Annotated in this window: 26 protein-coding genes, 1 pseudogene and 1 riboswitch; of the genes and pseudogenes, 22 read left to right on the forward strand and 5 right to left on the reverse strand. The window is 72.4% G+C overall.

Going from position 1 to position 24,009, the window contains the following annotated elements; genetic code table 11:
- A pseudogene (locus ABZ215_RS00005) lies at positions 1-93 on the reverse strand (ion transporter); the annotation flags it as partial.
- Between the two features lie 106 nt (positions 94-199).
- Between ABZ215_RS00005 and ABZ215_RS00010 the strand changes: the two are divergent.
- The 4 genes from ABZ215_RS00010 (at position 200) to ABZ215_RS00025 (ending at position 2,692) form a co-directional block, all read left to right on the forward strand.
- Complete coding sequence (locus ABZ215_RS00010) at positions 200-301, forward strand: AURKAIP1/COX24 domain-containing protein (protein ID WP_017986394.1); 102 nt, start codon at positions 200-202, stop codon at positions 299-301.
- Between the two features lie 191 nt (positions 302-492).
- Complete coding sequence (locus ABZ215_RS00015; RefSeq protein WP_020417372.1) at positions 493-1,518, forward strand: NAD-dependent epimerase/dehydratase family protein; 1,026 nt, start codon at positions 493-495, stop codon at positions 1,516-1,518.
- 28 nt (positions 1,519-1,546) lie between these two features.
- The gene (locus ABZ215_RS00020) at positions 1,547-2,536 is read left to right on the forward strand and encodes a lysophospholipid acyltransferase family protein (RefSeq protein WP_354946622.1); all 990 of its coding nucleotides are present in this window, start codon (positions 1,547-1,549) and stop codon (positions 2,534-2,536) included.
- A gap of 24 nt (positions 2,537-2,560) precedes the next feature.
- Positions 2,561-2,692 carry a hypothetical protein gene (locus tag ABZ215_RS00025; protein ID WP_354946624.1) on the forward strand — a complete coding sequence of 44 codons (132 nt, stop codon included), beginning with the start codon at positions 2,561-2,563 and terminating at the stop codon, positions 2,690-2,692.
- A 52-nt stretch (positions 2,693-2,744) separates the two neighbouring features.
- On the opposite strand, the gene ABZ215_RS00030 is transcribed toward ABZ215_RS00025, so the two are convergent.
- Complete coding sequence (locus tag ABZ215_RS00030) at positions 2,745-3,581, reverse strand: HAD-IB family hydrolase (RefSeq protein ID WP_223843283.1); 837 nt, start codon at positions 3,579-3,581, stop codon at positions 2,745-2,747.
- A gap of 182 nt (positions 3,582-3,763) precedes the next feature.
- On the opposite strand from ABZ215_RS00030, the gene ABZ215_RS00035 reads away from it, so the two are divergent.
- Together ABZ215_RS00035 and ABZ215_RS00040 are read left to right on the forward strand one after the other, a co-directional pair.
- On the forward strand, positions 3,764-5,719 hold the full coding sequence (locus tag ABZ215_RS00035) for an AarF/UbiB family protein (RefSeq protein ID WP_354946626.1): 1,956 nt from the start codon (positions 3,764-3,766) through the stop codon (positions 5,717-5,719).
- A gap of 2 nt (positions 5,720-5,721) precedes the next feature.
- Positions 5,722-5,784, forward strand: a riboswitch (guanidine-III (ykkC-III) riboswitch).
- Between the two features lie 33 nt (positions 5,785-5,817).
- On the forward strand, positions 5,818-6,132 hold the full coding sequence (locus ABZ215_RS00040; protein WP_020417376.1) for an SMR family transporter: 315 nt from the start codon (positions 5,818-5,820) through the stop codon (positions 6,130-6,132).
- On the opposite strand, the gene ABZ215_RS00045 is transcribed toward ABZ215_RS00040, so the two are convergent.
- Together ABZ215_RS00045 and ABZ215_RS00050 are read right to left on the reverse strand one after the other, a co-directional pair.
- Positions 6,129-7,127 carry a DUF5667 domain-containing protein gene (locus tag ABZ215_RS00045; RefSeq protein WP_354946628.1) on the reverse strand — a complete coding sequence of 333 codons (999 nt, stop codon included), beginning with the start codon at positions 7,125-7,127 and terminating at the stop codon, positions 6,129-6,131. The two genes, ABZ215_RS00040 and ABZ215_RS00045, sit on opposite strands and share 4 nt — an antisense overlap.
- A gap of 39 nt (positions 7,128-7,166) precedes the next feature.
- A complete protein-coding gene (locus tag ABZ215_RS00050) occupies positions 7,167-7,757 on the reverse strand; it encodes a sigma-70 family RNA polymerase sigma factor (RefSeq protein WP_237336279.1) in 591 nt (196 codons plus the stop codon).
- Positions 7,758-7,969: 212 nt separating this feature from the next.
- Here ABZ215_RS00050 and ABZ215_RS00055 point away from each other — a divergent pair, with 212 nt between their 5' ends.
- The 14 genes from ABZ215_RS00055 to ABZ215_RS00120 all read left to right on the forward strand — a co-directional run bounded on the left by ABZ215_RS00055 (position 7,970) and on the right by ABZ215_RS00120 (position 21,010).
- Complete coding sequence (locus ABZ215_RS00055; protein WP_354710032.1) at positions 7,970-9,463, forward strand: AMP-binding protein; 1,494 nt, start codon at positions 7,970-7,972, stop codon at positions 9,461-9,463.
- Positions 9,464-9,470: 7 nt separating this feature from the next.
- Entirely contained in the window at positions 9,471-9,707 is a 237-nt protein-coding gene (locus ABZ215_RS00060; protein WP_020417380.1) for a glutaredoxin family protein, read from the forward strand.
- Positions 9,708-9,754: 47 nt separating this feature from the next.
- Positions 9,755-11,269 carry a molybdopterin-dependent oxidoreductase gene (locus ABZ215_RS00065; RefSeq protein WP_354946630.1) on the forward strand — a complete coding sequence of 505 codons (1,515 nt, stop codon included), beginning with the start codon at positions 9,755-9,757 and terminating at the stop codon, positions 11,267-11,269.
- A 165-nt stretch (positions 11,270-11,434) separates the two neighbouring features.
- Positions 11,435-12,217, forward strand: a complete 783-nt coding sequence (locus ABZ215_RS00070; RefSeq protein WP_354946632.1) for a redox-sensing transcriptional repressor Rex — start codon at positions 11,435-11,437, stop codon at positions 12,215-12,217.
- Positions 12,218-13,543 carry a glutamyl-tRNA reductase gene (locus ABZ215_RS00075; protein ID WP_020417383.1) on the forward strand — a complete coding sequence of 442 codons (1,326 nt, stop codon included), beginning with the start codon at positions 12,218-12,220 and terminating at the stop codon, positions 13,541-13,543.
- Positions 13,540-14,496, forward strand: coding sequence for a hydroxymethylbilane synthase (hemC, locus tag ABZ215_RS00080; protein ID WP_354946634.1), 957 nt, complete (start codon positions 13,540-13,542; stop codon positions 14,494-14,496). The genes ABZ215_RS00075 and hemC overlap by 4 nt, the downstream gene beginning before the upstream one ends.
- Before the next feature lie 55 nt (positions 14,497-14,551).
- The gene (locus ABZ215_RS00085; protein WP_017986409.1) at positions 14,552-16,087 is read left to right on the forward strand and encodes a bifunctional uroporphyrinogen-III C-methyltransferase/uroporphyrinogen-III synthase; all 1,536 of its coding nucleotides are present in this window, start codon (positions 14,552-14,554) and stop codon (positions 16,085-16,087) included.
- A gap of 79 nt (positions 16,088-16,166) precedes the next feature.
- Positions 16,167-17,138, forward strand: a complete 972-nt coding sequence (gene hemB, locus ABZ215_RS00090; protein WP_354946636.1) for a porphobilinogen synthase — start codon at positions 16,167-16,169, stop codon at positions 17,136-17,138.
- 48 nt (positions 17,139-17,186) lie between these two features.
- Positions 17,187-17,705, forward strand: a complete 519-nt coding sequence (locus tag ABZ215_RS00095; protein WP_354946638.1) for a hypothetical protein — start codon at positions 17,187-17,189, stop codon at positions 17,703-17,705.
- Positions 17,706-17,708: 3 nt separating this feature from the next.
- Entirely contained in the window at positions 17,709-18,131 is a 423-nt protein-coding gene (locus ABZ215_RS00100; RefSeq protein ID WP_237336233.1) for a DUF3093 family protein, read from the forward strand.
- Positions 18,132-18,143: 12 nt separating this feature from the next.
- The gene (locus ABZ215_RS00105) at positions 18,144-18,488 is read left to right on the forward strand and encodes a hypothetical protein (protein WP_354946640.1); all 345 of its coding nucleotides are present in this window, start codon (positions 18,144-18,146) and stop codon (positions 18,486-18,488) included.
- A 25-nt stretch (positions 18,489-18,513) separates the two neighbouring features.
- Positions 18,514-19,815 (forward strand): glutamate-1-semialdehyde 2,1-aminomutase, encoded by a 1,302-nt coding sequence (gene hemL / locus ABZ215_RS00110; protein ID WP_354946642.1) that lies wholly within the window; start codon positions 18,514-18,516, stop codon positions 19,813-19,815.
- Positions 19,812-20,438: a histidine phosphatase family protein gene (locus ABZ215_RS00115; RefSeq protein ID WP_354946644.1), complete on the forward strand. Its 627-nt coding sequence runs from the start codon at positions 19,812-19,814 to the stop codon at positions 20,436-20,438. Before hemL ends, ABZ215_RS00115 begins: the two co-directional genes overlap by 4 nt.
- Complete coding sequence (locus tag ABZ215_RS00120; RefSeq protein WP_020417391.1) at positions 20,435-21,010, forward strand: TlpA disulfide reductase family protein; 576 nt, start codon at positions 20,435-20,437, stop codon at positions 21,008-21,010. Before ABZ215_RS00115 ends, ABZ215_RS00120 begins: the two co-directional genes overlap by 4 nt.
- Here ABZ215_RS00120 and ABZ215_RS00125 read toward each other — a convergent pair.
- On the reverse strand, positions 20,947-21,513 hold the full coding sequence (locus tag ABZ215_RS00125) for a hypothetical protein (RefSeq protein WP_354946646.1): 567 nt from the start codon (positions 21,511-21,513) through the stop codon (positions 20,947-20,949). The genes ABZ215_RS00120 and ABZ215_RS00125 overlap by 64 nt on opposite strands.
- Before the next feature lie 121 nt (positions 21,514-21,634).
- On the opposite strand from ABZ215_RS00125, the gene ABZ215_RS00130 reads away from it, so the two are divergent.
- A complete protein-coding gene (locus ABZ215_RS00130; RefSeq protein WP_354946648.1) occupies positions 21,635-22,408 on the forward strand; it encodes a cytochrome c biogenesis CcdA family protein in 774 nt (257 codons plus the stop codon).
- Complete coding sequence (locus ABZ215_RS00135) at positions 22,405-24,006, forward strand: cytochrome c biogenesis protein ResB (protein WP_354946650.1); 1,602 nt, start codon at positions 22,405-22,407, stop codon at positions 24,004-24,006. The genes ABZ215_RS00130 and ABZ215_RS00135 overlap by 4 nt, the downstream gene beginning before the upstream one ends.
- Positions 24,007-24,009 lie beyond the last annotated feature (3 nt).

Genomic DNA, 24,009 nt, shown 5'->3' on the forward strand with positions numbered 1-24,009 from the left:
GTTTTCCGGGTAGTTGCCGGTCTCGATGACCTTGACGACCTCGTCGAGCACCGCGATGGTGATCGGTTTCTTGATGGCCAGCACGATCGGCCGGGGGCCCGCCCGGTAACCTTAAAGGCCGCTCGTGCCTGTAGCGCTTCAACTCTTTGGACGTTGCGCTGGGCAGCGTGTGAAGCAGACGAAACGTGAAGGAGCACCTGTGGGCTCGGTGATCAAGAAGCGCCGCAAGCGCATGTCCAAGAAGAAGCACCGCAAGCTGCTGCGCCGGACGCGGATGCAGCGCCGCAAGCAGGGCAAGTAAATCCTGCGCGAACGCCTCTTCACGCGGCCCGTCCAGATCCTGGGCGGGCCGTGCGCTTTTTCCGGCGATCAGTGACCAAAGTCCCTGACCTGGGTTAATAGCGTGTTAGGCCTCCTGACTCCGGCCCGGGTCCGGGGTAGCATCGGCCACTGCCGCGAACACCACATCCCACACCCTTGTCAGGGGGTTTCATGGCGTCCAACGTCGTGCTGGTCACCGGGGTCGGCGGCGAACTCGGAGGCAGGCTGCTGGTACGGCTTGGCAACAACCCGGACCTGGAGCGGGTCATCGGCGTCGACACAGCGCCACCGCCCCGCAAGGTCCTGCAGCGCCTCGGCCACGCCGAGTTCGTCCGGGCCGACATCCGCAACCCGCTGATCGCCAAGGTCATCGACTCCGCGGGCGTCGACACGGTCGTGCACTGCTCGACCACCGTGCACCCGGCAGGCCCGGCCCGTCGCACGGCGATCAAGGAAGTCAACGTCATCGGCACGATGCGCCTGCTCGCCGCCTGCCAGCGCGCGCCCCGGGTGCGCAAGCTCGTCGTGAAGTCCACCGCCGCCGTCTACGGCGCCGGGCCCCGCTCCCCGGCCGTCTTCACCGAGGACTCCGAGCTGATCCCGACCTCGTCCAGTGGCTACGCCAAGGACGCCGTCGAGATGGAGGGCTACGTGCGCGGCCTGGCCCGCCGTAGGCCCGACCTCACCATCACCACCACGCGCTTCACCAACGTCATCGGGCCGGACGTCGACACCGTGCTGGCCCGCTACTTCGCGCTCCCGGTCGTGCCGACCGTGCTCGGCTACGACGCGCGCTTGCAGTTGCTCCATTCGTCGGACGCGCTGGCGATCCTGGAAAAGGCGACCCTGGAAGACAAACCGGGCGTGTTCAACGCCGGCGGCGACGGGGTACTCACACTGTCTCAAGCGATCCGGCGCGCGGGCCGGGTCGAGCTGCCGGTGCCGCGAACCATGGTGGGCACGGTGGCCAAGATGCTGCGTGGCGCGAGGGTCGACTTCTCGCCGGACCAGGTGCGCCTGCTGAACTACGGGCGGGTCGTCGACACGACGCGGCTGACCGACGTGTTCGGTTACCGGCCGCGGTGGTCCACCGAGGCGGCCTTCGACGACTACGTCACCGGGCGCGGTCTGCGGCCCGTGCTGGACGGTGAGCAGCTGGCCGGAGCGGCCGGCAAGGTGCTGGCGGCAGTCCGATGACCGAAGAGAGGAAAGCGGGGCAAGAGAAGTGACGACCAGCGCGCAAGCCCAGGTCATCCCCCTGCACGCACCCGGACGAGAGAAGCCGGCGGACGTCGAGGCGCGCGCCGGGGAAACCCCCGCCGACGCGCCCGTCGTGGCGTTCCCGACGAGGATCGCGCCGGAGGAGCCGCCCGCACCGGAACCGGACGCGCTGAGCAGGTTCCTCGGGTTCCTGCGGCACCGGCTGACCGGCGACTACGAAGTCGACGAGTTCGGGTTCGACCCGGAGCTGACCGACAACCTGCTGCTGCCGCCGTTGCGGCTGCTGTACGAGAAGTACTTCCGGGTGACCACGCACGGCGCAGAGAACCTGCCCGCCGACGGTGGCGCGCTCATCGTGTGCAACCACTCCGGCACGGTGCCGCTGGACGCAGTTATGACGGCGGTCGCCGTGCACGAAGAGACGCCGGGGCACCGGCACCTGCGCATGCTCGGCGCGGACCTGGTGTTCCAGACGCCGCTGCTCGGGGCGCTGGCCCGCAAGACCGGGCAGACGCTGGCGTGCACGTCCGACGCCGAGCGGCTGCTGTGCTCGGGCGAGCTGGTCGGGGTGTGGCCGGAGGGTTACAAGGGCATCGGCAAGCCGTTCTCGGCGCGGTACCGGCTGCAGCGGTTCGGGCGCGGCGGGTTCGTGTCGGCGGCGCTGCGGACGCGGGTGCCGATCATCCCGTGCTCGATCGTCGGGGCGGAGGAGATCTACCCGAAGATCGGCGACCTGAAGCCGCTGGCGCGGTTGCTCGGGCTGCCGTACTTCCCGGTGACGCCGTTCTTCCCGCTGCTCGGGCCGCTGGGCGCGATCCCGCTGCCGACGAAGTGGCACATCGAGTTCGGGGAGCCCATCAGGACCGACGGTTTCGCCGAGGAGGACCTCGACGACCCGATGCTGGTGTTCTCGCTGACCGACCAGGTGCGCGAGTCGATCCAGACGACGCTGTACCGGAGGCTGGCGCACCGGCGGAGCGCGTTCAAGGACTGAGCGGATCCGTGCCATCCTGGTGGCATGGGGTTGATCAAGCGGATCGGGTACGTGGTGGGCCGCGCCGTCGGCGAGGTGCTGAAGCTGGCGAACCTGGTCACCGGCATCCCAGCCGGTGAGTCGACGCGGAACCGGCGACCGCAACGGCGGCCGTAGGTTCGCCGCGCCCGCCGCGGCGAGCCGCCGGAGCGGTGGTCGCGGGCTGGGGTCAGCGGCGGCGGTAGGCCATTCCGGCCGCCACCGCGCCGGCCAGCGCGCCCGCGCCCAGCACCGACGGCACCCCGATCTTCGCGGCCTTCCGGCCGGTCCGGAAGTCGCGGATTTCCCAGCCGCGGGCGCGTGCCACCTCGCGCAGGCCGGCGTCCGGGTTGACCGCCACCGCCGTGCCGCACACCGACAGCATCGGGATGTCATTCGACGAGTCCGAGTACGCCGTGCAACGCCGCAGGTTCAGGCCCTCCCGCGCGGCCAGCGCCCGCACCGCGTGCGCCTTCGCCCGGCCGTGCAGCAGGTCCCCGACCAACCGGCCGGTGTAGACGCCGTCCACGTGCTCCGCGACCGTGCCCAGCGCGCCGGTCAGCCCGAGCCGCCGGGAGATGATCGCCGCCAGTTCGACCGGCGTCGCCGTCACCAGCCACACCCGCTGGCCCGCGTTGAGGTGCATCTCGGCCAGCGCGCGCGTGCCCGACCAGATCTTGTCGGCCATCAGCTCGTCGTAGATCTCTTCGCCGACCTGGTTCATCTCGGCGACCGTCTTGCCCGCGACGAACGACAACGCCTGCTCACGGCTGGACTGCACGCCGCTGTGCGACTCGCGCCCGCCGACCCGGAACTTGATCTGCTGCCACGCGAACCCGGCCAGGTCGGAGGTCGTGAAGTACTTGCGCGCGGCGAGACCGCGGGCGAAGTGGAAGATCGACGCGCCCATCATCATCGTGTTGTCGACGTCGAAGAACGCGGCCGCGGTCAGGTCCGGCGGGGCGGGCGGCACGTCGAGCTGGGACTCCATGGCCACGGCGGCGTCGGCCGACGCCTCGCCGGCCATCTCGGCGAGCCGCTCGCGTTCCGGGCCGTCACCCCTGCTGCGCCACACGCACACCGCCTCCTGCGCTCGTCCCTGGGGTCAGCGTAGCGAGCACGTCACGGATCCGGATCAGGCGATCCCTCCGCGCCTGGCGCCGATGTGCTTCGATTCGGGGCAGTGACTGCGACCCCGGGGGAATCGTCATGTCGACCGTGCTGCTGGGGCTGCTCAGCGTGCCCGTCTACGTCCTGATGCTGTGGCCGCTCGTGGTCGCTTCGCGCCGCGTGCTGGGGGTGCGGATCGGGGCGTTGCGGGCGTTGCTCGGCGCGGCCGCCGGGTGGGCCGTCGCCGGGGGCCTCGCCGTCCGGATCGCGCCCCTCACCCGCGACTCCGACCCCGTCTACCTGGGCTTCCTCATCCCACTCGCCGGGTGCGCGTTCCTGGCGACGCTGATCTTCCTGTTCCTCGCCGAGATGGCGGTCCCCAGCGGCGGCGGGCTCGGGCTGCTCGGCCGTCTCCGGTCGCTGCGCGCGCGGTTCGCCCGGACCCGCCGGTACTCGCAGATCATGCGGATCGCGGTGAAGCACGGCATCGGGCCGTACCTGACCGGCCGTCGCGTCACCGACTCCGGCAGGCACGCCACCCTGGCCCGCTCGCTGCGGCGCGCGCTGGAGGACGGCGGCGCGACGTTCGTCAAGCTCGGCCAGGTCCTGTCGACGCGGCCGGACGTGTTGCCGCAGGTGTTCGTCGACGAGCTGAGCCTGCTGCAGGACCGCGTCGCGCCCGCCCCGTTCGCCGACATCGAGCGCGAGCTGGAGGCCGAGCTGGGCCGCCCGACCGCCGAGGTGTTCGCCGAGTTCGACCCCGAACCGCTCGGCGCCGCGTCGATCGCGCAGGTGTACCGGGCCCGGCTGCACAGCGGCGAGGACGTGGTCGTCAAGGTGCGGCGGCCGGGCATCGACCGGATCGTGGAGCGCGACCTGGACATCGTCTTCCGCGTCGCGCGCTCGTTGCAGCTGCGCGCGGCCTGGGCCCGGTCGCTGGGCGTCCTCGACCTCGCCGAGGGGTTCCGCGCCGCGCTCACCGAGGAGCTGGACTTCCGGGTCGAGGCCCGCAACCTCACCGCGGTCGCCGCCGCGGAGAACGGCACGGGGCTCGCGCTGCCCGCCGTGCACGCCAAGCTGTCCGGCGAACGTGTGCTGGTCATGCGGCGGCTGGACGGCGTGCCGGTGCGGGAGGGCATCGGCGACGTCCCGGCCGAGCGGCGCGCGGTGCTGGCCCGCGGCCTGCTCGACTCGCTGCTGCGGCAGGTCCTGCTGCACGGCGTCTTCCACGCCGACCCGCACCCGGGCAACGTCCTGCTCCTCGCCGACGGCAACCTCGGGCTCCTCGACTTCGGTTCGGTGGGCCGGCTCGACTCGTCACTGCGCGGCGGGCTGGCGAACCTGTTCGCCGCCGTCGACCGCGGCGATCCGGAGGGGCTGCGGGACGGGCTCTTGGAGATCGTGGACCGGCCGGACGAGATCGACGAGCAGCGCCTGGAGCGGGCGCTGGGCGCGTTGATGGCCAAGCACCTGTCGCACGGGCGGTCGCCGGACGTGGACATGTTCACCGACCTGTTCCGGATCATCGCCGAGTTCCGGCTGTCGATCCCGCCCGCCATCGCGGCGGTGTTCCGCGCGCTGGCGACGGTGGAGGGCACGCTCGGGCTGCTGTCGCTGGGGTTCGACATCCTCGGCGAGTCCCGGAAGTTCGCCGGGTCCCTGGTGGGGGAGCGGCTGCAGCCGGGGTCCCTGCGCGGCGCGGCGACCGACGAGCTGCTCGCGCTGCTGCCGGTGCTGCGACGGCTGCCCCGCCGCGTGGATCGGCTGACGTCGGCGCTGGAGCAGGGCCGGCTGACGGTGAACGTCCGCACCTTCGCCGACGAACGGGACCGCGCGGTGGTCTTCGGCATGCTGCACGAGGTGCTGCTGGCCCTGACCGGCGCCGCGACCGGCCTGATGGCGGTGCTGCTGCTCGCGAGCACCGGCGGGCCGCGGGTGCTGCCGGAGCTGACGCTGAACCAGCTGTTCGGCTACAACCTGCTGGTGGTCAGCGCGTTGCTGGGGCTGCGGCTGCTGTTCGTGGTGTTCCGCGCCCAGCGACGCGGGCCGGGGTAACGTCGGCGGCGGTGGCGCGCCACCCCGGACGAGACGTCGTACCCGGCAGGACAAGACGACGTGGGAGGACGTCGGCTTTCGTTCGGAGGTGTCTCGTCGTGGCGTGGATCGTGCTCATCGTGTCCGGGATCCTGGAAACCGTCTGGGCCGCGGCGCTGAACGCGGCGCGCGGCTTCACCAGGGTGGGGCCCAGTGTGTTGTTCGTCGTCGCGCTGGTCGCCAGCATGGCCGGGCTTTCCTACGCGATGCGGTCGATCCCCATCGGCACCGGGTACGCCGTGTGGGTGGGCATCGGCGCGATCGGCACCGCCGTCTACGGCATGGTCGCGCTGGGCGAACCGGCCACCGCGGCCCGGCTGGTGTGCCTGGGGCTGATCGTGGCGGGGGTCGTGGGGTTGAAGGTCCTGCACTAGCCGATGCCGAGCCCCGGCAGGCCGGGGATCAGCGGTGGGATCGAGATCAGCGGCGGTGGCGTCGTGGTCGTCGGGGTGGGGAGCCGGGTGCTGGTCGGCGCGCTGATCGGCGGCGGCAGGACCGTCGGCGTCCATCCGCTGCTCGACGGGGGCACCGGACCGGTCGCGGTGGGCACGACCGGGGCGCTGCTGCCCGGCGCGGTGGGCGTCGTGGCGATTTCCACCGGCGGCGGGGACACCGTGCTCACCGGCGGCAGCGGCGCGCCTGACGGGATCCCGAGCAGCGCGTCCGGCGGCACGGCGCACTCGCCGGTGGCCGGGACCGCGCCGAGGTCGTCCGCCTCGCCGGTGGTGATGCGGTAGCAGGACAGCCGCCCGGCCAGCGCCGCCGCCCGCGCGTCGATGCGGTTGAGCAGCGTTCCGGCCTGCGTGAACCCGTTGCGGGCGCCGTCCGGCACGTCGAGGGCGGCGAGCTTGCCCGCCTGCTCGCTCGCCCACGTCCGCAGCTGGTCCAGCCGGGCCGTGTCGCCCTGCACACCGAGCACCGTGAGCTGCGCCGTCCCGGCCGTCGCCTCCGCGGCGAATGCCGACAACGTTGTCAGAAAAGCGCCGGTGTCCGCCGACGGCATCGCGGCGAGTTCGTCCAGCCGGTTCGACGCGAACTGCAGGTGCTTGGACCCGCGCGCGGCTTCGTCGAAGGTGAGCTGCAGCTCGGCGTCCTCGCTCGCCAGCTTCATGCCGTAGAGCGGGTCACCGGGCAGCGAGCCGCGGGAGAGCAGCAGGCCGACCCCGCCGACGAAGACGATCAGCGCGGCCGCGGCGGCGAGGACGGTCGCCAGCGCGCGGCGCCGCCTGCTGGGTTCCGCATCCAGCTTCCGCGAGATCTCGGCGCGGATCCGCGCCTTGGTGTCGTCGTCCGGTTCGACGGCGCGACCGAGCCCGCGGAGACCGGAGATGACTTCCAGCTCGCGCGCCGTCCACCGGTGCTCGTCCACACCTGCTGCAACGACGCAAACCGTCCGGTTGTTACGCGTTCAGCGCCACCCGTCCGGGAGGAGCTGGGCGAGCTTGCGCACCGCGCGGTGCTGCAACGCCTTGATGGCGCCCTCGTTGCGCTTCATGATCTGCGCCGTTTCGGCCAGCGACAGGCCCTGGATGAACCGCAGGACGATGCATTCCCGCTGGTCCTCGCCCAGCCCGGCGATCGCGGACAGCAGCGCGTCGCGCGTCGCGCTGGTGACCGCCTGCTGCTCCGGGCCCGGTTCCGCGCCCGAGGGCGCGGCGAACGGCGCGGTGCCCGAGTCGGCCACCTCGTCGGTGACCACCTCGAGCTTGTACCGGCTGGACTTGAGGTGGTCGAGCACGATGTTGCGGGCGATGGTGACGAACCAGGCGCCCACGTCGCGGCCCTGGTAGCTGACCGACGAGATGCGCCGCAGCGCCCGCAGGAACGTCTCGCTCGTGATGTCCTCGGCGAGCTCGCGGTCGCTGAGGCGGAAGTACACGTAGCGGTAGACGACGTCGACGTACTGGTCGTAGAGCGCGCCGAAGGCGGCGGTGTCACCCTGCTGGGCAGCGCGGACCAGGGCCCACGGCCCCGCCTGCTCGTCCGGCACCTCGTGCACGCGGGTGACCGTGCCGACGTGCAGACCCGCTGGGCGGGCGGCAAGCCAGTTCGTCACGGCGACTCCTTCGTCCGACCCGAGTGATCATCACCACTACGACGCGAGAAGCAGCATACGGGTAGTTACCCGGAAGTAGGTAGTGGCGGGGGTCTCGGAAGAGCGACGATCGCCGAGCTTCCCCATGACGGGTGAGCTGGTGCCACACTGACCCCATGAAAACCGGCAACATCGCCGACCTGCTCACCGGCGCCGCGGAGCAGTGGCCGGACGCCGTCGCGGTGATCGACACCGCCGCCGGCGTCAGCCTGACCTGGTCGCAGCTGGACGCGGCCGCCGGGGGGCTCGCGCAACGCCTTGCGGACCGGGGCGTGGGTGCCGGCGACCGGGTCGCGCTGCGGCTGCCCACCTCGGCGGACTTCGCCGTCACCCTCTTCGGCGTCACCCGGTGCGGTGCGATCGCGGTGCCGGTCTCGCCGCTGGCCCCGCGCCCCGAGCTGGACACCGTGCTCGCCCACAGCGGCGCGCGCCTGGTGATCAGCCGGAACCCCGACGACGGGACGGACGACGCGCCGGTGCTGCGGCCGGAAATCGGCCCCGGTGCGAATTTCCCCGTCCGCGGCGGCGGTGAGGACATCGCCGTGCTGTCCTACACCTCGGGCACCACCGGGCCGCCGCGCGGCGTGATGCTGTCGCACCGCGCGCTGCTGGCCAACCTCGAACAGCTGGGCCGGATCGACCCGGCGCCGGTCGGGCACCCGGACCGGGTGCTGATCGCCATCCCGCTGTTCCACGTCTACGGCCTCGGCCCCGGCCTGCTGCTGAGCACCGCGGTGGGCGCGACGGCGGTGCTGGCCGAGCGGTTCGACGCGCGGCAGGCGCTGCAGGCGTGCGCGGACCACCGCGTCACCGTGATCGGCGGGGTCCCCGCGATGTACGCCGAGCTGGCCCAGCTGGAGCCGGACGAGCTGGCCGCAGGCCTCGGCACGGTCCGCCTGCTCACCTCGGGCGCGGCGCCGCTGCACCCGAAGGTCCTCGCCGCGATCCGGGAGAAGACCGGGCTGGGCGTCTTCGAGGGCTACGGGCTCACCGAGACCGCGCCGGTGGTGACGTCGACGCTGGTCACCGGCTACCCGAAGCCCGGCTCGACGGGCCGCCCGCTGCCCGGCGTCGAGGTCCGGCTGGTCGGGCCGGACGGCTCCGGCGAGCCGGTGCCGCTCGACCCGGACGACCCGGAGGACGTGTTCGAGGAGGACGGCGACGGCACCGGTCTGGTCGCGATCCGCGGCGCCAACCTGTTCTCCGGCTACTGGCCGGACGGGGCGCACGGGCCGGACGCGGACGGCTGGTTCCGCACCGGCGACGTCGGGTTCCTGGACAGCGACGGCGACCTGCACCTGGTGGACCGCGCCAACGACCTGATCATCGTGAACGGCTTCAACGTGTACCCGCACGAGGTCGAAGAGGTCATCGCCGGTCTGCCGGGGGTCGCCGAGGCGGCCGTGGTGGGGGTGCTCGACGAGCGCAGCGGCGAGGCGGTCAAGGCGGTCGTGGTGCCCGCGCCCGGTGCGTCGCTGTCCGAGCAGCAGGTCGTCGAGCACTGCGCGGAGCGGCTGGCCGGGTACAAGGTGCCGCACACGGTCGAGTTCGCCGAGCGGCTGCCGCATTCGGCGACCGGGAAGCTGCGCCGGGTCCAGCTGCGGGGATGATTTCCCCATGGCCCACGAAGTGACCGTGATGACCCGCCAGGGCTGCTCGTCGTGCGTCCAGGCGGAGCGGGACGTCGAGCGGATCTGCGCCGAGCTGGGCGTGCCGTGGCGCGCCGAGGACGTCGACAGCGACCCGGAGTGGCAGGCCGAGTACGGCGACCGGGTGCCGGTGATCCTGGTCGACGGCGCCGAGCACGGCTACTGGAAGGTCGAGGAGGACCGGCTCCGGGCCGCGCTGGCGTAAGCGATCGGTAAGCCCTCGGGGGTGCCCCGCCGGGCCAGACTGGTGGCGTGAGCACGAACGTCGAGTCGCCGCGGCTGTCCGCGCCCGTCGCCGGGCTGATCGGCGTGATCGCCCTGGTCGCCGCGCTCGGGTCCGGGCACCTGGTGGCCGGGTTCGTCGGCGCGGGCGCGTCGCCGTTCTTCGCCGTCGGCAACGCGGCGATCGACCTGACCCCGGGCTGGCTCAAGGACTTCGCGGTGCGGGCGTTCGGCACCGCGGACAAGGCCGTGCTGCTGACCGGCATGGCCGTGGTCGCGCTGGCGCTCGCGGTGACCGCCGGGTTGGCCTCCCGCCGCCGGGCCGCGCCCGGGCTGGTGTTCGTGGCCGTGGTCGGCGTGCTCGGCGGAGCCGCCGTGTTCACCCGCCCCGACCTGGGGCAGATCGCGTTGCTCGCGCCGGTGGTCAGCCTGGTCGCCGGGCTCGCGGTGTTCTCGTGGCTGCACCGCACCGCGCTCGACGGGCAGCACTCGTCGGCCGCGCGGCGGAACTTCCTGATCGCCGTGGCGGGCGCCGGCGTGGCCGGGATCGCCGGGCAGCTGGTCGGCACGAGCAAGGACGCCGAAGGGTCCCGGGCGGCGGTCGGCCCGCTGGTCCCCGCGCGGACCGCGCCACCGGTCCCGGCCGGCGCGGACTTCGCGAAGTTCGGCACGCCGTCGTTCCTCACGCCCAACGCGGACTTCTACCGCATCGACACCGCGCTCGTGGTGCCCCAGGTGCGCACCGAGGACTGGTCGCTGCGGGTCCACGGCATGGTCGACCGCGAGATCACCTACTCCTGGTCCGACATCCGGAACCGGCCGCTGGTCGAGCGGATCGTGACCCTGTGCTGCGTGTCCAACCCGGTCGGCGGGCCCTACATCTCGACCGCGCGGTTCATCGGCGTCGACCTCGCCGAGCTGCTGGCCGAGGCCGGTGTCCGCCCGGGTGCCGAGCAGGTGTTCTCCACCAGCGCGGACGGCTGGACCGCGGGCACGCCGGTGGCCGCGATGGCCGATCCGTCCGTCGGCGCGATGCTCGCGATCGGCATGAACGGCGAGCCGCTGCCCATCGAGCACGGCTTCCCGGCGCGGCTGGTCGTGCCCGGGCTCTACGGCTACGTCTCGGCGACGAAGTGGGTCACCGACCTGGAACTCACCACCTGGGACGCGCGCACGCCGTACTGGCTGCAGCGCGGCTGGGCGCGGCAGGCGCCGGTGAAGACGGAGTCGCGGATCGACGCGCCGCGCGGCCCGGTCGCCGCCGGGCAGGTGCGGATCGCCGGGATCGCGTGGGCGCAGCACACCGGGATCGACCGGGTCGAGGTGAGCGTGGACGACGGCCCGTGGGCGACGGCGGAGCTGTCCACCGAGGTGACGGTGGACGCCTGGCGCATGTGGTGGGTGGACGTCCCGGTCGCGCGGGGTAGCCACGCCGTGCGGGTGCGGGCGACCGACCGCAGCGGCTACACGCAGACCGATCAGCTCGCCGACGTCGTCCCGGACGGCGCCACCGGCTGGCACACGATCACCTTCACCGCGCGCTAGATGTGCTTTCGGTCATGCCGTTGACCAGCCACTTTGTGCCTGCGTTCACAAGTGGCTACCGTATTGCCGGTACCCCTCACGGCGGCCGTGCATCAAACCCGACTTCGCGGCCCGGGTCAAGAGGGATTTCGAAGCTCATCGAGGGCGTGGAACGAGGAGGCCGGCGTGGTGTCACAGCGTGGCCGGCGAAACGGTTCGGCCGTCGCCCGGAAGCTGTCCACCCCGGACGCCGACAACGCCCCCACCGCGGAGATGCCCGCGGTCACCGAGAACGGCGCCGAGGAGGCCAGGGTCCGCGCGATCCCAGAGGCCGCCGTCGCCCGTCTCGCCGTGTACCTGCGCGTCCTGTCCGCCATGTCCGAGCAGGGCGCGACCACCGTGGCCAGCGAGGAGCTCGCCACCGCCGCCGGCGTGAACTCCGCCAAGCTGCGCAAGGACCTGTCCTACCTCGGCTCGTACGGCACCCGCGGCGTCGGCTACGAGGTCGCGGTGCTGGTGGCCCAGCTCGAGCGCATATTGGGACTCACGCGACAGCACAAGGTCGCCGTCGTCGGAATCGGTAACCTCGGTCATGCGTTGGCCAATTACGGAGGCTTTCCCGGCCGGGGGTTCCCGGTCGAGGCGCTGTTCGACATCGACCCCGACCTGATCGGCGTTCCGGTCGGCGGGATCCCGGTGTCGCACCTCAACGACATCCCCGAGGTGTGCTCGGAGCGGGGGATCTCGATCGGCGTCATCGCGACGCCGCCGCCCGCGGCCCAGACGGTCGCCGACCGGCTGGTGCAGGGCGGGGTGCAGTGCATCCTGAACTTCGCGCCGGTGGTCCTCCAGGTGCCCGACCATGTCGAGGTGCGCAAGGTCGACCTGGCCGTGGAGCTGCAGATCCTGTCGTTCCACGTCGCCCAGCGAGCGGAGAACGTGGGTGGTAACGGAATGGTGGTGCGCTAAGTGAGTGTCCTGGCCGTCGGGCTGTCGTACCGCACTGCCGATCTCCGGACGCTGGAGAAGGTCGCGGTGCCCGCGACCGAGCTGGAGAAGGTGCTGCACGAGCTCCAGCAGTCGCCGCACGTGAACGAGGTCATGCTCGTCTCGACGTGCAACCGCATCGAGGTCTACTCGGTGGTCGAGGCGTTCCACGGCGGTCTGGCCGACATCTCCGAGGTGCTCGCGCGCCAGGCCGGCTGCGACGCCGCCGACCTCTACGACAACTTCTACGTGCACTACGCGGGCGCCGCCGTCGAGCACATCTTCTCCGTGGCCTCCGGCCTGGACTCGATGGTCGTCGGCGAGACCCAGATCCTCGGCCAGGTGCGCAACTACTACGCCGCCGCGCGCGAGGCCGGCACCGTCGGCCGCACCCTGCACGAGCTGATCCAGACCACGCTGCGCGTCGGCAAGCGCGTGCACACCGAGACCGGTCTGGACCACCTCGGCGCGTCCGTGGTGTCCGAGGCCCTCGGCGAGGCGCCGGACCTGGCGGGCAAGCACGCGGTGATCGTCGGCGCCGGCTCGATGGGCGCGCTGTCCGCGAGCCAGCTGCGCAAGAGCGGCATCGGCCGCATCACGGTCGTCAACCGCACCCTGGCCAACGCCGAGCGGCTCGCGGCCAACGTGACCGAGCAGGGCGTGCCCGCCGTGGCCGCGGGCATGGACGAGCTGACCGCCCGCCTCGCCGACGCCGACGTCGTGGTCGCCTGCACCGGCGCGCAGGACGTCGTCATCACGCCCGCGCACCTGGCCGGCCGCGGCGAGCGCCCGGTGGTGGTGTGCGACCTCGGCCTGCCGCGGGACGTCCACCCCGACGTGGACAGCCTGCCCGGCGTCCGCCTCGTCGACCTGGAGACCGTCCGGAAGCGGATGGACTCGCTGGGCTCGGCGGGCAGCGCCAAGCAGATCGCCAAGGCCAATGGCATCGTGCTGGACGAGGTGCGCGAGTACCTCGCCGCCCAGCGCAGCGCCGCGGTCACCCCGACCGTCACCGCGCTGCGCAAGCGGGCCGCCGAGGTCGTCGACGCCGAGATGCTGCGGCTGGACAACCGGCTGCCCGGCCTCGACGCCGAGGTCCGCGACGAGTTCAACCGGACCGTGCGCCGGGTCGTGGACAAGCTGCTGCACGCGCCGACGGTGCGTGTGAAGCAGCTCGCCGCGGAAACCCAGGGCACGGACTACGCCAACGCGCTGCGGGAGCTGTTCGAGCTCGACCCGGCATCGCCTGCCGTCGTGTCGAGCCCGACCACCGAGCGCCTGCCCAGGACAGACGGTGAAAGCAAGTGACGAGGACCATTCGGATCGGGACGCGGGGCAGTGCCCTCGCCCTGACCCAGACCGGCACGGTCGCCGACGCGCTGCGCAAGGCGGGCCTGGAGGTCGAGATCGTCAAGGTCTCGACGCCCGGTGACCGCTCCAGCGCGCCGATCGCGGAGATCGGTGTCGGCGTGTTCACGTCCGCGCTGCGCGAGGCCCTGCTGAACAAGCAGGTCGACGTCGCGGTGCACTCGTACAAGGACCTGCCGACGGCGCCCGAGCGCGGCATCGTGCTGGCCGCCGTGCCGTCGCGGGAGGACCCGCGTGACGCGCTGATCGCCCGCGACGGGCTGACGCTGGGCGAGCTGCCCCCCGGCGCCCGCATCGGCACCGGTTCGCCGCGCCGCACGGCGCAGCTGCGCGCGCTCGGCCTCGGCTTCGAGGTCGTGCCCATCCGGGGCAACATCGACACCCGGCTGAACAAGGTCTTCGACGGCGAGCTGGACGCCGTCGTGCTCGCCCGCGCCGGCCTGGTCCGCCTCGGCAAGGCCGACGTGATCACCGAGACCCTGGACCCGATCCAGATGCTGCCCGCGCCCGCACAGGGCGCGCTGGCGGTGGAGTGCCGCGTCGACGACGTGGACATCGAACACCTTCTTCGGTCCATTGTGGACGACGAAGCGACACGGGCCGCGGTGACGGCGGAGCGGGCCATGCTGGCCGCGCTCGAAGCCGGCTGCAGCGCGCCCGTCGGCGCACTCGCCGAGGTGGTGGAGGATCTCGACGCGGACGGCTCGGTCATCGAGAACGTGTCGCTGCGCGGGGTCGCCGCCGCCGGCCTCGACGACGAGGGTGTGCAGCTGCTGCGCGCCTCGGCGGTCGCCGGCAAGAGCGAAGCGGAGCAACTCGGCCGCGACCTGGCCGCGGAGCTGCTCGACCTCGGAGCCGGCGCGCTGTCCGGCCCGGGCCGCGAATCACGGTGAAACAGTTCCTCGAACGGTTCGGCGCGCTCGCGCCGACTCATAGGAGAAAGACACGATGACCCCCGCGCGGACAACCGCTGGGCGCGTCGCCTTCGTGGGCTCCGGCCCCGGCGACGCCGGACTGCTGACCGTACGTGCCCAGGAGCTCCTGGCGAAGGCCGAGGTCGTGGTTACCGACCCGGACGTGCCCGCAGGCGTGCTCGCGGGCGCCAGCGCGGACGCCGAGGTCAGGCCCGCCGTCGGCGAGCCCGCCGAGGTCGCGAAGGACCTCGCCAACGAGGCCAAGGGCGGACGGCTCGTGCTGCGCCTGTCCAGCGGTGACCCGCTGACCAGCGCCGCCGCCGTCGCCGAGGTGCAGGCCGTCGCGAAGACCAGCGCGGTCTTCGAGGTCGTCCCCGGCATCACGCCGGGCTCGGCCGTGCCCGCCTACGCCGGCATCGCGCTCGGCGGCAGCTACACCGACGTGGACGTCCGCGGCGACGTCGACTGGGCGAAGGTGGCCGCGGCGCCGGGCCCGATCGTGCTGCACGCGACGTCCGGCCAGCTGGCCGAGGCCGCGGGCGCGCTGACCGAGCACGGCCTGGCAGGCACCACCCCGGTCGCCGTCACCGCCAACGGCACGATCAACACCCAGCGCACGGTCGACACCACGCTGGCGAGCCTGTCGCAGGACGCCGGTGAGCTGGTCGGCCCGCTCGTGGTGACCGTCGGCGAGCAGGCCGGGCAGCGGTCGAAGCTGTCCTGGTGGGAGTCGCGCGCCCTCTACGGCTGGAAGGTCCTGGTGCCGCGCACCAAGGAGCAGGCCGGTGAGATGGCCGAGCGGCTGCGCATCCACGGCGCCACCTCGCACGAGGTCCCGACCATCTCGGTCGAGCCGCCGCGCAGCCCCGCCCAGATGGAGCGCGCGGTCAAGGGCCTGGTCGACGGCCGCTACCAGTGGATCGTGTTCACCTCGGCCAACGCGGTGAAGGCGGTGTGGGAGAAGTTCGAGGAGTTCGGCCTCGACGCCCGCGCCTTCTCCGGCGTGAAGATCGCCTGCGTCGGCGAGGCCACCGCGGCCCGCGTGCGCGCGTTCGGCATCAACCCGGAGATGATCCCGCAGGGCGAGCAGTCCAGCGAGGGCCTGCTGGCCGAGTTCCCGCCGTACGACGACGTGCTGGACCCGGTGAACCGCGTGCTGCTGCCGCGGGCCGACATCGCCACCGAGACCCTGTCCGCCGGCCTGGTGGACCGCGGCTGGGAGGTCGACGACGTGACGGCCTACCGGACCGTCCGCGCCGCGCCGCCGCCGGCCGAGACCCGCGAGATGATCAAGACCGGCGGGTTCGACGCGGTGTGCTTCACCTCGTCGTCGACCGTGCGGAACCTGGTCGGCATCGCGGGCAAGCCGCACACCCGCACGCTGGTCGCGTGCATCGGGCCGAAGACCGCGGAGACCGCGGTCGAGTTCGGCCTGCGGGTGGACGTGCAGCCGGAGGTGGCCGACGTGCCGCACCTGGTCGACGCGCTCGCCGCGCACGCCGCCAAGCTGCGCGCGGAGGGCGCCCTGCCGCCGCCGCGGAAGGCGAAGCGCACCCGGCGTTCTTCCTGATCGTCAGCCCGTTGGGGCCGTCCGTGAGATCCCACGGGCGGCCCCGAGCGCGTTCCGCCGCCGGAGTACCGTCGATGGGGTGTTTCCCGAGCATCGTCCCCGCCGGTTGCGGAGCACGGCGGCGCTGCGGCGCCTCGTCAGTGAGACCACCCTCCGGCCGCGTCAGCTGATCCTGCCCATGTTCGTCGCCGAGGGCGCCACCGCGCCGCGGCCCATCTCGAGCATGCCGGGCGTCGTCCAGCACACCCGGGACACGCTGCGCAAGGCGGCCGTCGAAGCGGTGCAGGCCGGCGTCGGCGGGCTGATGCTCTTCGGCGTTCCCGCGAACCGCGACGCGACCGGCTCCGGCGCGGTCGACGAGAACGGCATCCTCAACGTCGCCCTGCGCGACCTGCGTGCGGAACTCGGCGACTCGACGGTCCTGATGGCCGACACCTGCCTGGACGAGTTCACCGACCACGGCCACTGCGGCGTGCTGGACGACCGCGGAGCCGTGGACAACGACGCGACGCTGGCGGTTTACGCGGAAATGGCCGTGGCTCAGGCCGAAGCCGGGGCGCACCTGCTCGGACCGAGCGGCATGATGGACGGCCAGGTCGGCGTGATCCGCCGGGCGCTCGACGAGGCCGGCCACACCGAGACCGGCATCCTGGCCTACTCCGCCAAGTACGCGAGCGCGTTCTACGGCCCGTTCCGCGAGGCGGTGGACTCCCAGCTCAAGGGCGACCGCAAGACGTACCAGCAGGACCCGGGCAACGCGCGCGAGGCGCTGCGTGAGATCGAGCTGGACGTCGAAGAGGGCGCCGACGCGATCATGGTCAAGCCGGCGCTGTCCTACCTGGACGTGATCCGCCTGGCGGCCGACGCGTCCCCGGTGCCGGTCGCGGCGTACAACATCTCCGGCGAGTACGCGATGGTCGAGGCGGCCGCGGCGAACGGCTGGCTGGACCGCGAGCGCACGATCCTCGAGGTGCTGACGTCCATCCGCCGGGCGGGCGCGGACATGATCCTCACGTACTGGGCGACGGAAGCGGCGGCCTGGCTGGACTGAGCAGCGGCCGCTGCCAGTGCCCTCCACGTGCGCAGTAGGCTCTTCAGGGTGACCGCAGGGAACGAATCGGACGACGAGCGCCGCGCCCAGGGCCTGCCCCCGGCGCCGAGCCTGCCGGGCGACGAGGTCGAACGGCCCGAGCCGCCGAAGCCGGTGCAAGTGTCGTTCTGGCTGTGGGTCGCCTCGGCGGTGGTCCTCGTCATCGCCTACCTGGTGGTGTTCCTGGCCCGCCAGCAGGTCATCGACACCCTGGTCAAGGCCAACACGAACACCCAGATCACCCCGGAGAAGATCGCGTCCGGCACCACGGTGCTGTTCGCGATGCTGCTGGTCGGCTCGGTGTCGTTCGCGGCCTTCTTCGTGCTGTTCGCCTGGAAGGCGCGCCAGGGCACCCGCTCCGCGCGCACCGTCCTGACGGTCCTGGTGGCGATCACGCTGGTGTTCCAGTTCGTGATGCAGGCCTACACCGGCATCTCGCTGATCGCGACGCTGCTCAGCCTGGTCGCGCTGGCGCTGATGTACATCCCGTCCGTGCAGCCGTTCTTCCCGAAGGTCGGCCGCCGGTAAGCCGTGGACCGGTACCTGGAGCGCGGAGCGAGCTGGACGGCCCTCGCGTACGGGCCCGGCTTCGCCCTGCTCGGGTTCCTGGCCGAGCTGCTCACCGGCGCCACGCACACCGTCGCGTGGGTGATCGTCGGCCTCGGGCTGGCCGCGATCACCGCGCCCTGGGTCTACGCGCGGCGGCGGTTCCTGACCGTGCGCGTCACCGGCGACGCGCTGTGGCAGGGCCGCGAACGCGTGCCGCTGACCGACATCGCCGAGGTCACCGACGTCGGCGCGCCGACCGGGGCGCGGGTCCTCGGCGGCGGCTGGACCACCCCGAACAAGTACGAGGCCCTGCCGATCCGGCTCACCGACGGCACCGTCGTGCTCGCCTGGGCCAAGGACGTCGAGGCGCTGCGGACCGCGCTGCGCCAGGCGCGGACGGCATGAGAGGCTGCTCACGTGACTGAACAGGCCCGCCTCAACCAGCCCGTCCGCGCGGTGGTCGCGCTGGCCGAGGTGCTGCTCGCGGCGGTCGCCGTGTGGGGTGCGTTCCAGCTGTGGCAGCAGGGCGTGCACACGGTCGTGGTGACCCTCACCGACGGCACCGTCCTGACCAGCACGCGCCGGGTCGGGAGCTGGATGTCCGGCGCGATCGGCCTCGGCGTGGTCGCCGGGGTCCTGCTGGTCGACGCCGTGCGCGAGGTCCTGCTCGCGGTGCGCGTCAAGCGCCGCCGCAAGAGCCGCGAGGCCGACCGCGGCGAGGATGACTTCGGCTACTTCACCGGACACCTGAACCAGGCCTGACGGGTCCTTTGCAAGACTGGGGTCTGTGACGCAAGCAGTCGACAAGTCCAGGGCATGGTTCGACCGGGCCGCCGCTGTGACACCGGGTGGGGTGAACTCCCCGGTGCGGGCGTTCAACTCGGTCGGCGGCACGCCGCGGTTCATGGTGCGCGGCGAGGGTCCGCACCTGTGGGACGCGGACGGCAACCGCTACGTGGACCTGGTGTCCTCGTGGGGGCCGATGATCCTCGGGCACGCGCACCCGGCGGTCGTCGAGGCGGCCCGCGCGGCCGCGAGCTCGGGCCTGTCGTTCGGCACGCCGACGATCGGCGAGGTCGAGCTGGCCGAGGAGATCATCGACCGGGTCGACCCGGTGCACCAGGTGCGGCTGGTCAACTCGGGCACCGAGGCGACGATGAGCGCGATCCGGCTGGCCCGCGGGTTCACCGGCCGCAGCAAGATCATCAAGTTCGCCGGCTGCTACCACGGGCACGTCGACGCGCTGCTCGCCCAGGCCGGGTCCGGCGTCGCCACGCTCGGCCTGCCGACCTCGCCCGGGGTGACCGGGGCGCAGGCCGCGGACACGATCGTGCTGCCCTACAACGACATCGAGGCCGTGCGGCAGTCGTTCGCGGAGAACCCGGACTCGATCGCGGCGATCATCACCGAGGCCGCCGCGGGCAACATGGGCGCGGTCGCGCCGGCCGGTGACTTCAACGCCCAGTTGCGCGACATCGCGCACCAGCACGGCGCGCTGCTGATCATGGACGAGGTCATGACCGGCTTCCGGGTGTCCCGGTCCGGCTGGTTCGGCATCGAAGGCGTGCCCGGCGACCTCTACACGTTCGGCAAGGTCATGTCCGGCGGGCTGCCCGCCGCGGCGTTCGGCGGACGTTCCGACGTGATGGCCCGGCTCGCCCCGACCGGCCCGGTCTACCAGGCCGGCACGCTGTCCGGGAACCCGGTCGCGGTGGCCACCGGCCTGGCGACCCTGCGCGCGGCCGACGACGAGGTGTACCGCCGCCTCGACGCCAACTCGCAGCGGCTCGGCGCGTTGTTCACCGAGGCGCTGACCAAGGCGAGCGTGCCGCACCACGTGGCCTACGCCGGGAACCTGCTCAGCGTGTTCTTCCGCGAGGAGCCGGTGCGCGACTACCACGACGCCACCAGCGCCGACACCTGGCGCTTCCCGCCGTTCTTCCACGCGCTGCTGGAACGCGGCGTGTACGGGCCGCCGAGTGCGTTCGAGGCCTGGTTCGTCAACTCCGCGATGGACGACGCGGCGTTCGAGGTCATCGAGGCCGCGCTGCCCGCGGCCGCGAAGGCCGCTGCGGAGGCCCGTCAGTGACGACCATCGTGCACCTCCTGCGGCACGGCGAAGTGCACAACCCGGAGGGGATCCTCTACGGCCGCCTGCCCGGCTTCCACCTGTCCGAGCGCGGCCGCCGCCAGGCGCTGACGGTCGCCGAGGCCGTCGCCGCCCACGACATCGTCCACGTGGTCGCCTCGCCGTTGCAGCGCGCGCAGGAGACCGCGGCCCCGATCGCCGCGGCGCACCGGCTCGACGTGCAGACCGACGAGCGGCTGATCGAGGCGGGCAACATGTTCGAGGGCCAGAAGGTCGCGGTCGGCGACGGCGCGCTGCGCCAGCCGCGGCACTGGTCGAAGCTGCGCAACCCGTTCCTGCCCTCGTGGGGCGAGCCGTACGTGGAGATCGCGCACCGGATGCTCGGCGCGGTCCTGCGGGCCCGCTCCAAGGCCGAGGGCCACGAGGCGCTGTGCGTGTCGCACCAGCTGCCGATCTGGACGCTGCGCCGGTTCCTGGAGGCCAAGCCGCTGTGGCACGACCCGCGCCGCCGACAGTGCTCGCTCGCGTCGCTGACCAGCCTGGTCTTCCACGGCGAGGAGCTGGTGAAGATCGTCTACAGCGAGCCGGCAGGCGCCACCGACCCGAAGGTGACCGGGGCATGAAGCGGATCCTCGCGGCCGTCCTGGCGAGCGTGTGCGTGCTCGCCGGGTGCAGCACCGGGAACGACGCGGTGTCGCAGGGCAGCAACTTCGAGTTCGTCGCGCCCGGCGGCAAGACCGACATCCTCTACGAGGGCGCCGACCGGCAGCCGATCCCGAACCTGTCCGGCGAGGACCTGATGACCGAGGGCAAGACGATCTCGGTCGCGGACTACGCGGGCAAGGTCGTCGTGATCAACATCTGGGGCCAGTGGTGCGCGCCGTGCCGCACCGAGGCGCCGGAGCTGGAGAAGCTCTACCTGGCACACCAGGCCAACGGCGTGCAGGTGCTCGGCCTCGACGTCCGGGACGACGACCGCTCGGCGCCGCAGGACTTCGTGCGCAACCGGCAGCTGACCTACCCGTCGATCTACGACCCGCCGGGCCGCAGCCTGCTGCAGCTGTCCGGCTACCCCCGCAACGTCGTGCCGTCCACGATCATCCTGGACAAGCAGCAGCGGGTGGCCGCGGTCTACCTGCGGTCCATCCTGGCCAGCGACATCGAGCCGGTGGTCCAGCGGCTCGCGGCCGAATAACCCGAGCGCAGGAAGACCCCGAGCGCCAGCGCGCCGCCGAACAGCAGGAACGCGGTCCCGGCGACCGTCGGCGGGTGCGGCGTCGCGAGCTGGTGCGAGACCCGCGCCCACTGCTGGACTCCGGCGACCGCCGCGGCGGTGGACAGCGTCAGTCCGGCCACGCCCAGCGGGGCGCCCCACTTCCCGGCGCCGCGCAGGACGATCACCAGCACCGCGAGCACGCCGGCGACCTGCACCGCGGGCAGGTTCATCACCTCGGGCCGGGCGACGAGGTGGTCCATCGCGAGCTGCGCCCCGGCCGAGCCGAGCACGCCCGCGGAAGCCATCAGCGCCCCGGCCCACCACCGCAGGTGCAGCGCGGCCCACGGCGCGGCGGCCGTCAGCGCGCAGCACAGCAGGAACGGGACCGAGCGCCAGTCGAGCTCGACGCGGGTGATTTCCCACACCAGCGGGGCTCCCACCAGCACGGACAGCGACGCGTGGACACGCAGCGGAATCGTCATGGGCGAAAAGGTATGGTGCGGACCACGGCGCCGGCTTCGGTCGAAGGGCTCGCCGTCCTCGGCCGATCGGCCGAGACCATCCCGGTGAACTCACACCGAACTCACTGCTTACCCTCGAACCGTGAACTCCGTGACCGAGCTGGCGACCTCCGGGCCGCTGCTGCTCGCCGCCGGGGTCGCGCTGCTCGCCGGCGCCATCTCGTTCGCCTCGCCGTGCGTCGTCCCGCTCGTGCCGGGTTACCTGGCCTACCTCGCCGCGCTGGTCGGCGCCGACGCGCCGGCCGTGACCGCGGACGAGGACCGCAAGAAGGGCCGCTACGCCGTCGTCGGCGCGGCCGGCCTGTTCGTGCTCGGCTTCACCGTCGTGTTCGCCGCGGGGGTCGGCAGCCTGGTGTGGCTCGCCGACGCCCTGCTGGTCAACCAGGACCTGCTGCAGCGCGTCGGCGGCGTGGTCACCATCGCGATGGGCCTGGTGTTCCTCGGCCTCATTCCGGCCTTGCAGCGCGACGTCCGCTCGCATCGCGTGCCGCGCGGCGGCCTGCTCGGCGCGCCGCTGCTGGGCGCGGTGTTCGGGCTCGGCTGGACGCCGTGCATCGGCCCGACGCTGTCCGGGGTGCTCGCGCTGGCCGCGGGCACCGGCTCCAGCGGCGCCCGCGGGTTCCTGCTGGTCCTGGTCTACTGCCTGGGCCTCGGCCTGCCGTTCCTGCTCATCGCGTTCGGCGCGCGCTGGGCCGTGCGCGCCACCGACTGGCTGCGCCGCAACGGCCGCCGGGTGCAGATCTTCGGCGGCGGGCTGCTCCTCGTCGTCGGGGTCCTGCTGGTCACCGGCCTGTGGGGCGAGCTGGTCAGCTGGCTGCGCGACGCCTTCGTCACGGACACGGTGCTGCCGCTGTGACCGCCACCGAAGCGCCCCCGGATCCCAAGCCGTACCGCGACTCGCCCGCCAAGCGCGTCCTGGCGTTCCTGCGCAACACCTGGCGCGGGCTCACCGCGATGCGCACCGCGCTGATCCTGCTCTTCCTGCTCGCGCTCGCCGCGCTGCCCGGCGCCCTGCTGCCGCAGCGCACGCTGAATGCCCCGAAGACCGAGCAGTACATCGCCGACCACGGCTGGTGGGGCACGCTGCTGGACCGCCTGCAGTTCTTCGGTGTCTACTCCAGCGTCTGGTTCTCGGCGATCTACCTGCTGCTGATGATCTCGCTCATCGGCTGCCTGCTGCCGCGCAGCGTCGAGTACCTGAAGTCGATGCGTGCCAAACCGGTGCTGACCCCGCGCAACCTGTCCCGGCTGCCGCACTTCGCCGAGGCCACCACGCCGCGCGAGCCGGACGAGGTCATCGCCGCCGCTCGCGCCCGCCTCAAGGGCTGGCGCAGTGTCGAGCGCGAGGAGGAGGGCGGCGCCCGGACGATCAGCGCCGAGCGCGGGTACCTCCGCGAGACCGGCAACCTGGTCTTCCACTTCGGGATGCTCGGGCTGATCATCGCCTTCGCGCTCGGCAAGATGTACACCTACGAGGGCCAGGTGATCGTCCAGGCCAACGGGTCCCAGTTCTGCAACTCCGGGATCTACGCCTACGACTCGTTCACCCCCGGCCTCCGCGTCGACGGCACCGACCTGAACCCGTTCTGCGTCAAGGTCAACGACTTCACCGCCGAGTTCACCGAGGCCGGCCAGCCCATCCAGTACAAGTCGAACGTCCAGTACCAGGCGGGCGCGGACCTGGAGACCGGCACCTGGCGCGACTACCTGCTCGAGGTCAACTCGCCGCTGCGCCTGGCAGGCGACCGCGTCTACCTGCTGGGCAACGGCTACTCGCCGATCTTCACGATCACCTGGCCGGACGGCACGACCCGCACGCAGGCGACGCAGTGGCGCCCGACCGACGGCACCGGGACGCTCAACGAGGGCGCGACCAAGTTCGACCCGCCGAACATCACCGACCCGTTCGAGCGGCGTACGAAGCAGCTCGCGATCACCGGCCTGTTCGCGCCGGACGGCCTGCTGCACGGTGGGGTGCTGACCGGCGGCGGCCCGGAGATGACGAACCCGATGGTCGCGGTCGACGTGATGCGCGGCGACCTCGGCCTCGACTCCGGTCAGAGCCAGTCGATCTTCTCCATCGACCAGTCCATGGTGGACGACGGCCGCCTCAGCCGCGTGGCCCGCTCGAACCTGAACGTGGGCCAGTCGATCACCCTCGACGACGGCACCGTGGTGCGGTTCGACGGGGTGCAGCGCTTCGTGTCGCTGCAGATCTCGCACGACCCGACCCAGACCTACGTGCTCGGGTTCGCGGTCGCGATGTTCCTCGGCCTCGGGTTGTCGTTGCTGATCAAACGTCGCAGGCTGTGGGTGCGGGTCGTCCCGGCCGGCGAGGGCGGGACGGGTACCGTGGTCGCGGTGGGCGGGCTCGCCCGCACCGACCAGGCGGGCTACGGCGAGGAGTTCACCCGGATCGCGGAAGAGCTGCTCACGGGCAAGAAGAAGAGGTAGGTA

Origin of the sequence: Amycolatopsis sp. NPDC006131 (genome assembly GCF_040614175.1) — a bacterium.
GTDB classification, from domain to species: domain Bacteria; phylum Actinomycetota; class Actinomycetes; order Mycobacteriales; family Pseudonocardiaceae; genus Amycolatopsis_E; species Amycolatopsis_E tucumanensis.